This is a genomic window from Hymenobacter baengnokdamensis (genome assembly GCF_008728635.1).
GTDB lineage: Bacteria > Bacteroidota > Bacteroidia > Cytophagales > Hymenobacteraceae > Hymenobacter > Hymenobacter baengnokdamensis.
In genome coordinates this window covers 2,613,336-2,628,542 of sequence record NZ_CP044285.1, presented here as the reverse complement: position 1 = coordinate 2,628,542, position 15,207 = coordinate 2,613,336, and the positions used below count along the sequence as shown (strand labels likewise).

The 15,207-nt window shown below is 57.3% G+C and carries 9 protein-coding genes; 4 read left to right on the top strand and 5 right to left on the bottom strand.

Translation table 11 applies throughout. The features are described from left to right. Positions 1-26: 26 nt before the first annotated feature. From F6X24_RS11160 to F6X24_RS11145, 4 genes are all read left to right on the top strand, one after another. The gene (locus F6X24_RS11160; protein WP_151088068.1) at positions 27-800 is read left to right on the top strand and encodes a hypothetical protein; all 774 of its coding nucleotides are present in this window, start codon (positions 27-29) and stop codon (positions 798-800) included. Between the two features lie 158 nt (positions 801-958). Then, on the top strand, positions 959-3,040 hold the full coding sequence (locus tag F6X24_RS11155) for a VWA domain-containing protein (protein WP_229725048.1): 2,082 nt from the start codon (positions 959-961) through the stop codon (positions 3,038-3,040). 98 nt (positions 3,041-3,138) lie between these two features. Continuing rightward, positions 3,139-3,819 (top strand): pseudouridine synthase, encoded by a 681-nt coding sequence (locus F6X24_RS11150; protein ID WP_229725046.1) that lies wholly within the window; start codon positions 3,139-3,141, stop codon positions 3,817-3,819. Positions 3,820-3,842: 23 nt separating this feature from the next. Beyond that, complete coding sequence (locus F6X24_RS11145) at positions 3,843-4,763, top strand: alpha/beta hydrolase (protein ID WP_191906297.1); 921 nt, start codon at positions 3,843-3,845, stop codon at positions 4,761-4,763. A gap of 70 nt (positions 4,764-4,833) precedes the next feature. Here F6X24_RS11145 and F6X24_RS11140 read toward each other — a convergent pair whose 3' ends face one another. From F6X24_RS11140 to F6X24_RS11120, 5 genes are all read right to left on the bottom strand, one after another. Beyond that, a complete protein-coding gene (locus tag F6X24_RS11140; RefSeq protein ID WP_151088066.1) occupies positions 4,834-7,983 on the bottom strand; it encodes an efflux RND transporter permease subunit in 3,150 nt (1,049 codons plus the stop codon). Positions 7,984-8,116: 133 nt separating this feature from the next. Continuing rightward, positions 8,117-9,214, bottom strand: coding sequence for an efflux RND transporter periplasmic adaptor subunit (locus tag F6X24_RS11135; protein ID WP_151088065.1), 1,098 nt, complete (start codon positions 9,212-9,214; stop codon positions 8,117-8,119). Between the two features lie 71 nt (positions 9,215-9,285). Next, positions 9,286-10,605: a TolC family protein gene (locus F6X24_RS11130; protein ID WP_151088064.1), complete on the bottom strand. Its 1,320-nt coding sequence runs from the start codon at positions 10,603-10,605 to the stop codon at positions 9,286-9,288. Positions 10,606-10,795: 190 nt separating this feature from the next. After that, positions 10,796-13,903: an efflux RND transporter permease subunit gene (locus F6X24_RS11125; protein ID WP_151088063.1), complete on the bottom strand. Its 3,108-nt coding sequence runs from the start codon at positions 13,901-13,903 to the stop codon at positions 10,796-10,798. A 152-nt stretch (positions 13,904-14,055) separates the two neighbouring features. Continuing rightward, the gene (locus F6X24_RS11120) at positions 14,056-15,144 is read right to left on the bottom strand and encodes an efflux RND transporter periplasmic adaptor subunit (protein ID WP_191906296.1); all 1,089 of its coding nucleotides are present in this window, start codon (positions 15,142-15,144) and stop codon (positions 14,056-14,058) included. Between the last annotated feature and the right edge of the window lie 63 nt (positions 15,145-15,207).

Genomic DNA, 15,207 nt, shown 5'->3' with positions numbered 1-15,207 from the left:
TCTGCCTATTATTTTGCCTGAATGCCTTGGCTTCATCTGCCCAGACTACCCAAGCCGCATTTTCTTTGCCGCCCGAAAGCATTACCTATCAGCATAATCGACTAGCGGCTAGTAATTTAAAGCGCGACAACAAACTGAATCAATACACCAAGTATGATTTTAGTTCGCTATGGTTAAAAACCCCAAACGCCGCAGTTGTGGGTTTTATAGGCCCGGCTTGCCAGCGACTACGCGTTAAAATTTTGACCGTGCAGCAGGATGCCGCTAACCCTGCGCGCTACCAACTGATGGGCAAAACAAAGGTTACCGGGCGCGTAAGCACCTTTAGCGGCGTGCTGGTAATAAGGCAAATTCGGGAACTCCGGCAACTAGCCACCCGCGTTGATGAAACTGTGTCCCCAGCCCGGCAAGAGGGTATATTACTGGCAGATTATGAGTTGCGTGAAAACGCCGCTCAGTCAAAATCCGGCATCTTTAGGGGAGTAGTAGAAACCGACTGGTTTGTTGACAAGTGGGGCCGCCTGAAATACGATGATATCCGCACCACGGACAGGTTTTGCAACAATCAATTTTTAGGTAGCTGGACGAGCTATACATCCGGAAAAGCCCTGCGTTGTAACTGGGGTGACTACCGTATTCCTAACTCGGGCGATTTTGACATTGGGGTGGGAGAATTCAGCCCGGCTGACAAATACTTGGCTGCTGGCTGGCTGGATATGCGTGACTGTACGTTTGGAAACACTAATAGAGCACGCTCAGCCGCCGCGTGCAAGCGTGAGGCACAGATTTGGTGGAAGTAGCCCCACCCCCTTCCAGGAGCGCGAATCGGAACGTAGCGTGCGACAGTTGCCGTTAGCACGCAGCTACCGCTACTTCACACGCATCTTTGTGGGCGCGTGCCGATTGGCGGGCTTTTTCGTTTCTTGCTTCGCGCTGGCCTCTAGGCGCGCTTCTGCTCTTGCTCTCTACTGCTTATTCTCCCTGGTTTATTCTGCTTTGCCTGGCCGTGGGCGCGGGCTACGCGGCGCTGCTTTATTCGGCTAAGTCGCCTTGGAGCCGGACCGTCAACTACGCGCTGGCCGGGCTGCGCTTTGTGGTAGTCAGCTTTCTGTGCTTTCTGCTGTTGTCGCCGTTTATCAGGGCTACCACTACGCACACCGAAGCCCCAACAGTAGTAGTAGCGGTCGATAACTCGCAGTCGGTAAGCTTATTTACACCCAAAGCGAACTTAGCGCAGCTCACTACGGGCCTGCCGCAGCTGGCAGCCACCTTGCGCGCCAAAGGCTTCCGGGTCGAAACCCGCACGCTGACCAACGCCACTGCCTCGCCCGACTCGCTCCGCTTCACCGCCGACCGTACCGACCTGAATAAGCTGCTCAGCGATAGCCGCGAGGCCAACGCCGAGCACAACCTGGCCGGCGTAGTGCTGGTGAGCGATGGCTTGGTTAATCAAGGCCAGGAACCCCAGTTCTCGGAGTTTAATTTCCCGATTTTCAGCGTGGCGCTGGGCGATACGATTGCGAAGAAAGACCTACGCCTTACTGATTTGGTGTATAATCGCGTGGCGTTCAGCGGCAATAAATTTCCCCTGGAAGCCGAAATCAGCTACGAGGGCTATGCCGGCGGCGCGGCAACCGTGGAAGTGCGCGAGGGCGGCCGGATACTCGAAACCCGGCGCGTAGCCCTGCCAGCCGGCCGCCAGCGGGTGCGTACCACGTTTCAGCTCACCGCGCCCGCGCCGGGCAAGCGCCGCTACGAAGTACGCGTAGTGCCCCAGGCCGGCGAGTTTACGGCCCTCAATAACGTGCGCACGGCCTTCATTGAGATTGTCAAAGGTAAGCTGCGGGTGCTGCTGGCCGCCGCCGCTCCGCACCCCGACCTCAAGGCGCTCCGGGCCGCCATTCTGGCTAATAATAACTTTGAGCTCACCCTGAGTATTGCCGGCGTGGGCGCGCCGCTGCCCGCCGGCACCACCTTCGATGTGGCAGTACTGCACCAGCTGCCGGCGCACGGTGGCCTCGGCCAGGACCTGCTGGCGCGGGTACGGGCGGCCCACGTACCAACGCTCTATGTGCTGGGCGCACAGTCCGATTTTAACGCTTATAACCAGCTGAATGCCGGCCTGAATGTGCAGCCGCGCGGCTCGCAAACCGACGAGGTGACGCCTCTGCCCAACCCAGGCTTCGCCCGCTTTCCACTTGATGAGGAAACCCGGCTGCGTTTTGCGCAATACCCACCGGCGACAGTACCATTTGGCGAGCTGCGGCTGGGCAGCGGCGCAGAGGCGGCCCTCTGGCAGCAGGTGGGCCGGCTCCCCACCCAGAAACCGCTGCTGGCTTTTAGCAGCGCGGCCGGTACCGGGCCCCGCACGGCCACGCTGCTGGCCGAAAACACCTGGCAGTGGCGCTTGCAGGAAGCCATCGCCCACGACGACCATCCCGAAGCCTACGACCGCCTCATCAGCCGCACGCTACAGTTGCTGACCCAGAACGCCAACAAAAAGCGTCTCGACGTGTACCCGACGCAGGATGCCTTTGGCACCCAGGACGACGTGACGCTCAGCGCCGAAACGTACAACGCTGTTTTTGAGCGCATCTACGACCAGAAAATTACCCTCACGCTCACCGACTCAGCCCGCAAGGCGCGCACTATCACCTTTGCCAATGCCGCCGATGGCTCGCCGCTGCACCTGGGGCCGCTGCCGGCCGGCCTCTACCGCTACCAGGCCCGCGCCACCCTCGGCGGCCAGGCCCAGCAGGCCGGCGGCGAACTGCTGGTGCAGAATCAGCCCCTTGAAGCTCAGGAGTCGAAAGCCGACCACCGCCTGCTGGCGCAGCTCAGCCGCCGCAGCGGCGGCCGGCTCTATTACCCCGCGCAGCTAGACAAGCTGGCCCAGGATATAGCAAAAGGCAATTATAAGCCGCTGCTTTCCAGCGAAGAAGATTTAAAGGACCTGATTAACTTGAAGTGGTTGTTTTTCGCGGTGGTGGCGCTGCTGGCGGCCGAGTGGGCTACGCGTAAGTACCAGGGCGGCGTGTAGGCATCGTATAAAAAACGTTTGTCATGCTGACGAAGGAAGCATCTTGTCAGGTTCGCGTGTCCATTAATCTCTCCTGACAAGATGCTTCCTTCGTCAGCATGACAAACGTTTTTATGCGCTACGTCCTCCTCAACAAGCCCTTTGAAGTTCTTACCCAATTCACCGATGAGCAGGGCCGCGCCACGCTCAAGGATTTCGTGGCAGTGCCCAACGTGTATCCGGTGGGTCGGCTCGACTTCGACAGCGAGGGGCTTTTATTATTAACGGACGACAAGCAGCTGCAGCACCGCCTCAGCGACCCGCGCTACAAGGTGCCCAAAACCTACTGGGCACAGGTAGAGGGCCGGCCCACCGAAGCGGCACTGCAACAGCTGCGCGAGGGCGTGCAAATCAAGGAAGGCTTTACGCTGCCCGCCGAGGCGCGACAACTGCCCGAGCAGGAAACTACCGACCTGTGGCCGCGCAACCCGCCCATCCGCTACCGGGCGAGCATCCCGACGAGCTGGCTCGAAATCACCATCTCACAGGGTATGAACCGGCAGGTGCGCAAGATGTGCGCCGCCGTGGGCCTGCCCTGCCTGCGGCTGGTGCGCCAAGCCCTGGGCGACCTGCGCCTCTACGACCTGCAGCCCGGCACCTGGCGCGAGCTGACCGACGAGGAAGCACAGGCCCTGCGCGGACTGGCGGGCGTGGGTAGCCGCGCCAGCCAGTCTTACCGCCGTCCGGTACCTGCTTCGACTCCACACGGGCGCCCTGGCCCGCGCCACCCCCGCCCCTGATGCTACGCCGGCTTATCGTATTTTTGCTAGGTATAGTCGTACTGCTCAACGTGGTGGTGGCCCTCCATGCCTGGCGCTTTACGCACTTTACGACCACTCCGGGGCCGCGCACCCGCAACCCGGAAAAGCTGCCTACGGCGGAAAAAATCAAGCTTATTCTTACCGGGCTGCAAAATCCGAAGCCCGTCAACCTCGCGCCACCGGATTTTCCTTACCAGAACGTGACGCTGCACAGCCCCAACGGCCGGCTCGGTGCCTGGTATAGCGGTGTGCCAGCAGCGCGTGGCACGGTAGTGCTTTGCCACGGCTACACCAGCGATAAGTCGCGCCTGCGGCCCGAGGCGGCTTATTTTCGGCAGCTCGGCTACTCGGTGCTGCTGCTCGACTTTAGCGGCAATGGCACCTCCGAGGGCTACCAAACCACCATTGGCTACCGCGAAGCCGACGATGTAGCGGCCGCTTTTCGCTGGGCGCAGGCCCGGCAGCCGGGGGCGCCCGTGGTGCTTTACGGCGTAAGCATGGGTGCGGTAGCCATTCTGCGAGCTGAGGCCGCGCTGAGGCTGCGGCCCACGGCCAACATTATCGAGTGCCCCTACGGCAGCATGCTGCAAACGGCTAAAAACCGTTTTGTGTCGATGCACCTGCCGCCCTTTCCACTGGCTAACCTATTGGTTTTCTGGGGCAGCGTGGAGAATGGCTATTGGGCATTCGGCCTGAACGCGGGCGAGTACGCCCGGCACGTCGCCACTCCTACCCTGCTGCTGTGGGGCACCGCCGACCCACGCGTGACCCGCGCCGAAACGGACACCATATTCGCCCACCTGGCCGGCCCCAAGCAGCGCGTCGATTTTATTGGCTCGGGCCACGAGCCGTACTGGCCCAAGCATCCAGGGCAGTGGCGGGGCGTGATAAGCCGGTTTTTGCGCACGGAAATCAACAACTAAAAAGAAGGTCATGCCACGCAAAATGCGGCATGACTTTCTTTTAACAGGAGCCCGGAGCTTCTGCCGGCTCCTAATGCGCGGCCAGCTCGCGGCCGGTAGTCCGGTCGTCGGCGTAGTGCGTGTGCGAGGCGCGGTACGTGCGCTCGAATATCAGCGGGAAGATGAACAGCGTGAGGACAGTACCCGTGAGCAGGCCGCCGATAACCACAATAGCCAGAGGCTTAGAGGTTTCGGAGCCGATGCCGGTGCTGAGGGCCGCCGGCATGAGGCCGATGATAGCCATCAGGGCCGTCATCACGACCGGCCGCACGCGCGAGGCCACGCCTTCCGACAAGCTACGGTCGAGGCTCATCTTATTGAGCATGTTCTGCTTAAAGACGCTGATAAGAATAACGCCGTTCTGAATACAGATACCAAACAGGGCAATGAAGCCGATACCAGCCGAAATCGAGAAGTTGGTGTGCGTAATGAGCAGCATGGCAATGCCGCCGATGAGGGCAAACGGCACGTTGAGCAGCACCAGCCCGGCATCTTTGAGGTTGCCAAAGAGAATAAACAGAATGAAGAAAATGAGCGCCAGCGAGATGGGCACCACCTGCGCCAGCCGCTGCGAGGCCCGGCGCTGGTTCTCGAAGTCGCCGGTCCATTTCATAGAGTAGCCTTTGGGCAGCACCACTACTTTGTTCACCTTTTCCTGCGCCTCCGCAATGGCTGAGCCCAGGTCGCGGCCCCGCACCGAAAATTTCACAGCCGAGAAGCGGGTGTTGTCGTCGCGGTAAATCAGGCTGGGGCCGGTTACCTGCCTGATGTCGGCTATTTCGTTGAGGGGCACAGTTTTGCCCGCTTGCGTGGGCACCATGAGCGACGAAATCTGGGCCGGGCTTTCGCGGAACTGCGGCTCGTAGCGCACCCGAATCGGGAATTTGCGCTCGCCTTCGTACATCTGGCTGGCCTGCTTGCCGCCCACCGCCATTTCGAGCACGGCGTTGGCGTCGCTTTTACTGACACCGTAGCTGGCCATGCGACGCTCGTCGAGGTCGGCGTGTAGCTCGGGCTGGCCGATGTTGCGCAGCAGACCCAGGTCGTCGATGCCATCCACCTTTTGCAGTATCTCATATACCTGGCGGGCTTTGCCTTCCATCAGCTTGAGGTCAGTGCCATATATTTTAACTGCTATACTTCCCTTCACGCCCGAAGCCGCTTCCTCCACGTTGTCGGTGATGGGCTGCGAGAAGTTGAAGTCGACGCCCGGAAAACGGTTTAGCTTTTCCTGCATCCGCTCGATAAGCGCCTCCCGGTAAGCTTTATGCTTCATGTTCTTCTGTACCTCATCGGTGTGCTTTATCTGCACCAGAAACTCGTTGTTGTAGAAGCCCGTGGGGTCGGTACCATCGTTGGGGCGGCCGGTCTGGCTTACTACGTCGCTCACTTCGGGAAAGCTGATGAATACGCGCCGCATCTCGTTGCAAAGCTTGTTCGACGCATCGAGCGAGATACTCAGCGGCAGCTGCGCCCGCACGTAGATGGAGCCCTCATTTAGCTCGGGCAAAAACTCGGTGCCCAAAAACTGGTACATGCCGATGCCCACCACCACGGCCGCCGCCGCCGCCAGCAGACTAGCGGTTTTATGAATATATGTAAAATCAAATACGTTCTTCGCGCCCTTGCTGATGGCCCGCACGAAGAAGTTGTCTTTCTCCCGCACGTTCTTGCGCAGCAGAATGGAGGCCAGCACCGGCACCAGCGTCAGAGTAAAAATCAGCGCGCCGAGCAGCGCGAAGCCCAGCGTCCAGGCCAGCGGCGAAAACACTTTGCCCTCCACTTTCTCAAACGAGAAAATCGGCAGCAATGCGGTGATAATGATGGCCTTGGCAAAGAAGATGGATTTACCCATATCGCGGCCGGTTTTCTTGATGATGCCCAGCTTGGCGAGCTTGTTGAAGCGCTCCATGCCCACCTCGTGGGCTTTGTGGTCGAGCGCCACAAAGAGCCCTTCCACCATTACCACGGCCCCGTCGATGATGATACCGAAGTCGATAGCGCCCATGCTGAGCAGGTTGGCACTCATACCTTTGAGGCGCAGGCAGATGAAGGCAAACAGCAGCGCCAGCGGAATGATAATGCTCACAATGACCGTGGTGCGCCAGTCGGCCATGAACAGGAACACAATTACCGTCACGAAAATCATGCCCTCGGTGAGGTTATGAATAACGGTTTCGGTCGAGAAGTCAATCAGGTTCTGGCGATTGTAGAACGTGCTGATTTTCACGTCGGGCGGCAGAATCTTGTCGTTCAGCAGTTCTACCTTGGCTTGCAGCAGCTTGATAACTTCCGACGGGTTTTCGCCTTTGCGCATTACCACAATGCCTTCCACCATGTCGTCGTTCAGGCCCCGGCCCACGCGGCCCAGGCGGGGCAGGGCCGCTTCGGCTACCTGCGCCACGTCTTTCACCAGAATCGGCGCGCCGTTCACGTTTTTGATGACCGTGTTGTTGATGTCCGAGATGTTGTTCAGCAGGCCAATGCCGCGCACCACGTAGTTCTGCTGGCCTTCATTTATCACGTCGCCGCCCACGTTGATGTTGGAGCGCTGCACGGCCGTGTAGAGGTCGAGCGGCGTGAGGCCAAAATCCTGCAGCTTGCTGGGGTCTACCGATATCTCGTAGCTCTTTACCTCGCCGCCGAAGCTGTTCACGTCGGCCACGCCGGGCACGGCCTTCAGGTTACGCTCTACTACCCAGTCCTGAATGGTTTTCAGCTCGCGGGTCGATTTATCGTTAGATGCCAGCGTGTAGCGAAAAATCTCCCCCGTCGGGCCGTAGGGCGGCTGCACCTCGGGCGCCGCGCCTTCGGGCAGGTCGGCCCCGGCCAGCAGGTTGTTGACCTGCACGCGGGCAAAGGCGTCGTCTACGCCATCATCGAAAATCACCTTCACCACCGACAGGCCAAAGAGCGTGGTCGAGCGCACGCTGGTTTTCTTCTGCACGGGGTTGAGCGCGATTTCAATGGGCGCGGTCACAAACTTCTCAATCTCCTCGGCCGAGCGGCCGGGCCACTGCGTAATGATGGTGATTTCGGTGTTCGTTACGTCCGGAAAGGCCTCGATGGGCGTATTCCGGTAGCTCACTACACCGGCAATAATTGCCGCCAGCGTGAGCAGGAAAATAAAGCCCTTGTTCTTGAGCGAAAAGGCAATAATGCCTTGAATAAACTTATTCATTTAGCAAGTATCATTTACCATTTAACAGTTGCTTTTCAGCTCTTTATCACCGCTTATCTACAACGCGCCGGCTGTGGCAGTACACCACAGCGCAGGGGCTGTTAACCGGCAGATGCTACCTGTTAAATGACAGTTAGTCATTCAGCTCGTCGTACACGAGCAGTTGGTTTTTGGTAACGATAATGTCGCCGGCCTTAAGATTGCCGCTCACGTAGCTCACGTCGCCCACCGTCTTCACCACTTTCACCGGGCGGGTATCGACCTCCGTCCGGCTTTTATACACCAGCACAAAATGCTGGTCTTTGTCGAAAATCACCGCGTTGGTCGGCACGGCCAATGCCTTTTGGTTTTCGGTATTGAGAATGTGCACCTGGGCGTACATCTCGGGCTTGAGCAGGTAGCCGGGGTTGGGCAGCCGAATGCGCACCTTCAGGGCCTTGCTGTCGGGGTCAAGCACGTTGAACACCTTATCCACCACGCCGTGAAAGTGCTTGTCGGGGTACGAGAGCGTGGTAATGTCGGCCTGGTAGCCCAGCTTCACGTTGGCGATGTCCGACTCAAACACGTTGGCCAGCACCCATACCTGGTCGAGGTCGGCGATGGTAAAAAAGCCGTCGGCGTCAGTGTTGGCATTGGTGTACTGCATGCCCTGGGTCACGTTTTTATCCGTGATAAAGCCCGAAATCGGGGCTTTAATAGTGTAATGCCCATCGCGCGACACCCCATAGATACCCAGCTGCTTGTTGGTTTTGCCGAGGTTGCTCTGCGCTTTGCGCAGCTCTTCGCGGGCCAGCACCACGTCGCGCTCAGCCGCCAGACCAGCTTTAAACTGGTCTTCGGCTACCGACAGGTTTTTCTGGGCAATCGCCAGGTCGGTGCCGGCCGTACTGTTCTGGTTCTGCACGTCGGCAATCTCGCCCGAGCGCACCACGGCCAGCACCTGGCCCTTGGTAACGTGGTCGCCCAGCTCTACATTAAGCTTTTCGACTATTCCGCCTACCAGCGGGAATACTTTGGCAGTTTTGTCGCCATTGGTTTTCACCTGGCCCGAAAACGACTGCTCGCTGCGCATGGGCTCCAGGCGCACAGTATCGAAGGCCAGCTCCTTAAGGGTCTGGTCAGAAAGCGAGAATTTCTTGGCGGTTTTTGGTTCCTCTTTCGTCGTAGATTCCGACTTGGAGCAGGCCCCCAGGCCCAGGGTCAGCAACAGAAAATAAGCAGCGCGATTCATGAATAGTGAGTAGTGGCAGGGCAGGCTTCCGAAAGCACAGCTCCTTGTCATTCGAGGCTAGTGAGAAAGAATTATTCGGCGCGGAAGAACGTGCGCCCGGCGGCAAGATTGAGGCTCTCAAAGGCCCGCATCCGGTTGGCGCGCAGCGTATTGAGCTGAATAACGTTGTTTTTGTATGCTTCGTAAAAATCCAGATACTCTACTACGCTGATAAGGCGCTTGGTATAGCTCTGCTCGATGTTGTCGATGAGGCGCGCAAAGGGCGTCGTATCGCGGCTGGTGTGCTGGTAGAGGTCGTCCTGGCGCAGGGCTACCTGGTAGGCCTCGTGCACATCGCGGCGCACCACCAGCTGCTGCTGGGCGGCCTGGGCCTGGGCGTTGCTTATCTGGGCTTTAGCGGCCTGAATATTACCCTGGTTACGGTTAAACAAGGGCACCGCAACTCCCAGGGTCAGGGAGTTATAATTATTGATATAGGAGCCCAGACGGTCGTAGCTGTAGCCAACGGCGAGGTCGGGCGTGGCCACGGCCCGCTGCAGGCGCAGATTCAGCTCCTGGCGCTGCACCTCGGCCCGGCGGGCCAGCAGGTCGGCGCGGCGAGCTACGGCCGTGTCGGTCAGCTGCGTTTCGGAGTAGGCATTCAGCGAGATGTCGCGCACGCGGTTGGGGTCAACCACCGGCTGGTAAGCCGAGCGGGTCGAGTCGCGCAGCAGCACGTGCAGGTCGGCCTGGCCATTGGCCTGCTCGGTTATCAGGCCCAGCCGCTCGCTTTGCAGGGTAAAGAGAAACGCCTTGAGCCGGATAACCTCTTTGAGCGCAATGTTGCCCTTCTCGTACTGGCTCTGGTAAAGGTCTACAGTGTGCTGAAGCTGGGGTATTTCGGTATCGTACACGCGCAGGGTCTGCTGGCGGAAGTACACGTCGTAAAACGTCGTACGCAGCTGAAAGCGCAGGTTGCGCACCAGGTCTTCGAGGTTGAAGGTTTCGACCACGGCCGCCTGCTGGGCAGCTTTGCCCGCTGCGCGTCGGCGGCCCGCCAGCGCAAACAGCTGCTGCACCTGAAATGCCACCTGGTTCTGTTGGCCCGCGCCATCAGGCTCCTGCCGATAAATCGACTGCTGCAGAATATTCTGGTCCAGCGATATAGTCGGGTTATCAATGAGCTTTGCCTGCACCGCCAGTGCCTGCGCCGCCGTGATGTTGTAGCGCTGGGCCAGCAGCTGCAGGTTGTTTTGCACGAAGCGCTGCTCGGCATCGGGCAGCGTCAGGCGTAGGGTGTCTACAGCGGGCTGGGCTAAGGCCTGGGTAGCGAAAATTACTAAAAAAGCAAGGATTCTACTTATGGCGCGAAGTCGATTTCCCTTTAGATGTAACTTATTCTGCGTAATCACGGCTAAGCTTGGCTTTGGGTTAGCTTACAAAGCTATCCTAAAGCCAGCGTATTTTATTCATTACCACTACATCTACATTGGAAACAGATTAGTATTAGATTAGGAAGAGATTAGAAATTGTTTCCAGATGCCAAAAAAAGCCTCCAGCCAATTAGACTGGAGGCTTTTAAATTACTTCAGGATGAAGGCTTTATTTATGTCGCTCCCGCTCCTGCTTGCTGCTATATACCCACTCGTAAACCGCCGGCAAAATAAGCAGCGACAACAGCGTCGCGGTTATCAGGCCGCCAATAACCACGATAGCCAGCGGCTTCTGGGTTTCAGAGCCGATGCCGTGGCTGAGGGCAGCTGGTAAGAGCCCGAGCGAAGCCATGAGTGCCGTCATCATTACCGGGCGCAGTCGTGACCGGGCCCCATCTTTAATGGCCTGCACCAGGGGCATACCCTCGCGCATATTCTGGCGGAATTTATTGACCAGAATTACCCCATCCTGCGTGGCTACCCCGAAGAGTGCGATAAAGCCCACGCCGGCCGAGATAGAAAAGTTAACGCCCGTTAGCAGTAGCGCCGCGATACCCCCAATGAGGGCAAAGGGCACGTTGAGCAGCACCAGCACCGAATCAAGCACGTTGCCAAAGGAGATAAACAGAATAAAGAAGATAGCAAGGATGCTGATAGGCACCACGATGGAAAGCTGACGCTGGGCACGCTCCTGGTTTTCAAACTCGCCGTTCCATCCCGTTGCGTAGCCTTTGGGCAGCTTCACGTTGGCCGCCACCAGCTTTTGAGCTTCCGCAATAGTCGAGCCCAGGTCGCGGCCCCGCACCGAGAACTTGATAGCGATAAAGCGGGAATTATTCTCCCGATAGATAAAGGCCGGACCCGATACGTTTTCAATCTTCGCAATTTCCTGAAGCTTGATTTTACCGCCGCTCAGATTTGGCACTGTGAGGTCGCCAATCTGGTCGGGGGTTGAACGATACGGGATATCGTAGCGCAGGCGCAGGTCAAATTTGCGCTCACCCTCAAACACCTGGCTCACGGCCTTGCCGCCGATTGCCATTTCAATAACCGCGTTGGCGTCGGCAGCGCTCACGCCAAACTGCGCCATCTTATCCGGGTCGAGGGTAATGTGCAGTTCGGGCTGGCCAAGATTTCGGAAGATACCGAGGTCTTCAACCCCTTTTACCTTCTTTAGCTGCGCATATACTTCATCGGCTTTTTTATCCAGGAAATTAAGGTCATCGCCCGTAATCTTCACGGCCATCGACCCCTTTACGCCCGATACGGCTTCCTCCACGTTGTCGGAAATCGGCTGGGAAAAGTTGAAGTCAACCCCGCGGTAGTGACTAAGCTTTTTTTGCATCTCTACAATTAGCTCATCCTTGGTAATCTTACGCTTCCACTGCTCGGCCGGGTACAAATCGACAAAGAACTCCTGGTTGAAGAAGCCCGTGGCATCGGTACCATCATTGGGACGGCCGGTCTGCGAAATCACGCCCCGTACCTCCGGGTACTGCTCAAAATCCTGCCGAAACTGCTTGGTAAAATGGTAGGAATCTTCCAGGCTGATGCTCAGCGGCATCGAGGCCCGCACGTAGATGCTGCCCTCGTTCAGGTGGGGCAAAAACTCCGTTCCGACGAAGTGAAAAGCGCCAATGCCGGCAATAAGGGCCAGCAGTGCGGTAAGCATTGCCGTGCGGGGGTTGCCCATTACCTTATCGAGCAGAGGCGCATAGTTGCGGTTGAGAAACTCGATGAGCGGATTATGCCGCTCGCGCACATTCTTCTTCAGCAGGATGGACGACAGCACCGGCACCAGCGTAAGGGCCAGCAGCAAGGCGCCCAGCAGCGCAAACCCGAGGGTAAAGGCCAACGGGGAAAACAGTTTTCCCTCTACTTTCTGAAACGAGAAGATGGGAATCAGAGCCGTTACAATAATGAGCTTGGACGTGAAGATGGACTTACCCATCTCCGTACCCGTGTGCAGAATTTTGCTCAGCTTCGCGCGCTTGTTGAACTCCTCCATGCCTTCGTGCTCGGCCCAGTGAGCCAGCATTACAAAGAGCCCTTCCACCATTACCACGGCCCCGTCGATGATGATGCCGAAGTCGATAGCCCCGATGCTGAGCAGATTGGCCGTCATGCCTTTCCAGCGCATCAGGATAAAGGCAAAGAGCAGGGCCAGCGGAATAACCATTGCAACGGTTATCGTGGTGCGCCAGTCGGCCAGAAAAATCAGCAGAATAATGGTTACCAGCGTAATGCCCATTGCCACGTTCTCCCCTACTGTGTGCAGGGTATGTTCGTTAAGCTCGGTGCGGTCGTAGAATACCTTGAGGCGTACATCACCGGGCAGCACTGTGGTATTCAGGTAGTCTACCTTGGCTTCGAGCAGGGGCAGCACGGCCCCCGGGTTTTCACCCTTGCGCATGAGCACGATACCTTCCACTACATCGTCGTGGTCGTCGCGGCCCACTATGCCAAGCTGCGGCAGGTTAGAGGTGTGTACGGTGCCGATATTGCGAACCAGCACTGGCACACCGTTCACATTTTTAATGATAATCTTCTCGATATCGGCCACATTTTTTACAATGCCAATACCGCGCACCACAAACGCCTGCTGGCCTTCCCGCACAATGTCGCCGCCCACGTTCACGTTGGCGCGCTGCAAAGCCTGAAATACGTCGAGGGCCGTCAAGCCATATTTGGTTAGCAGCGGAGGCGTTACGGCTACCTCGTACGTTTTTACCTTACCGCCGAAGCTAACGACGTCGCCTACTCCCGGCACCGCCTTGAGGTTTTTTTCAATTACCCAATCCTCCAGGGTTTTAAGCTCAGTAGCCGTTTTTGTTTTGGAGACGAGGGTGAAACGGTAGATTTCCCCGGTCGGGCCGGTAGGTGGCTGCACGCCAGCGGTCACGCCATCGGGCAGGTTCACGTTAGCCAGCTTTTGAGCGGCTTCCATGCGGGCGTTGAAGTTATCAGCCCCGTCCTCAAACACAATCTTGATGAAGGAAAGGCCAAACAGGTTAATGGAGCGAATGACCGTTTTGCGGCTTATCGAGTTCATCTCCGTCTCAATCGGAATGGAGATGAAGCGCTCTACTTCTTCGGCCGAGCGGCCAGGCCACTGCGTAATAATTACCACTTCCGTGTTTGTTACATCGGGGTAAGCCTCTACCGGAGTATAGTAGAAACTCACTGCCCCTGCCACAACCACTAGTGCCGTGATAAAGAAAATGACATAGGGATGCTTCAGCGAGAAACCGATGAGGCCTTTTATGAATTTGTTCATTGTTAACTAGTTGTCAGTTGTTGGTTGGCAGTTGCCAGGCAATGCCGGGCCAGCGGCTCATGAAGCCGGGGCGAGTCTTTTGGCTTCGGCAGCCCGTTGCGCAGTAATTACCGGCGGCCGGCAATGCGCAGCGTGTAGCCGGCAACTAAAAACTAATCCGTCAAATCGTTGAATAGTAGCAGGCTACCTTCCGTAACCACCTGGTCACCATTCTTAAGGCTTCCCGTTACATAGGTATATTCCGGAGTTGAGCGCACCACATTAACCGGCACAACTGCGTATTTGCCAGGCGCAGTCTGCTTTACTACGAAGTACTTATCCTTGCTGAAAATCACCGATTTAGGATTAAGCGCCAGATTCTTACCCGAATTTTCAAGGTGCAGGCTCACGGTGCAGAACATATCAGGCTTGAGAAGTCCCCCTGGGTTGGGCAATTCTACCCGGGCTTGCAGCACCCGCGTATCAGCATCAACTACGTTCGAGATGTTGGTGATGGTACCCGAGAATTTTTTGTCGGGATAAGCCAGCGCCGTAATATCAACCTGCTGGCCAATGCGCAAGGCCGAAATATCAGTTTCGTAGATATTGAATAGAATCCAGACCCTGCTCAGGTCCGAGATAATAAAAAGGGGCGTCGAGTTGTCGGGCCGCAACTGCATGTTAGGGTTCACATTGCGGGCCACAACAAACCCGCTAACCGGGGCTTTTACTTCGTAGATTGGTTTGGCAGTGCCATTGCTGCTAGCGCCATAAAGCTTCAGAATCTGCTGGGTACGGTTCAGGGCCGACTGGGCTTTAACCAGGCCTTCGCGGGCGGCAATCAAATCTGACTGCGAAGCGAAGTTGGTTTTATAAAGCTGCTCGGTGTTGTTGGCATTACGCTGGGCCAGCGCAAAATCGCTCTTGGCGGCATTAAAGTCGTTGAGGTAACCGCTCACGTCGGCACTTTGCACGCGGGCCAGGGCCTGCCCCTGCTGCACATGCGCACCCAGCGTAGCCGATACGTCGAGTACATTACCGCTCACCACCGGAAATACCTGGTCGACGCGGCGCTGGTCATAGCTTACTTTACCAGTAAAGCGCAGGTCATCGGCCAGGTTACGCGTCATTACTGTATCAGTCCGATAAGTCGACTCCGTGTCCTTGCTATTAGTAGGAAGCTCAGCTTTTTTCTCGCTGCAGGCGGGCAGGCTTAGTATTGGCGCTGCCAGCACAGCCGTGATAAGCAAGCGAAAGGGCATTTTTTGAAACACGTTCATTTGGGTACGTAGAGAATTAGAAGGACGTAATCAGCCGGCAGGCCA

Coding starts and splice junctions, on each gene's coding strand:
- F6X24_RS11135 (WP_151088065.1), bottom strand. CDS start 9,214: ATGAATCGCGCTGCTTATTTTCTGTTGCTGACCCTGGGCCTGGGGGCC.
- F6X24_RS11150 (WP_229725046.1), top strand. CDS start 3,139: ATGACAAACGTTTTTATGCGCTACGTCCTCCTCAACAAGCCCTTTGAA.
- F6X24_RS11125 (WP_151088063.1), bottom strand. CDS start 13,903: ATGAACAAATTCATAAAAGGCCTCATCGGTTTCTCGCTGAAGCATCCC.
- F6X24_RS11120 (WP_191906296.1), bottom strand. CDS start 15,144: ATGCCCTTTCGCTTGCTTATCACGGCTGTGCTGGCAGCGCCAATACTA.
- F6X24_RS11140 (WP_151088066.1), bottom strand. CDS start 7,983: ATGAATAAGTTTATTCAAGGCATTATTGCCTTTTCGCTCAAGAACAAG.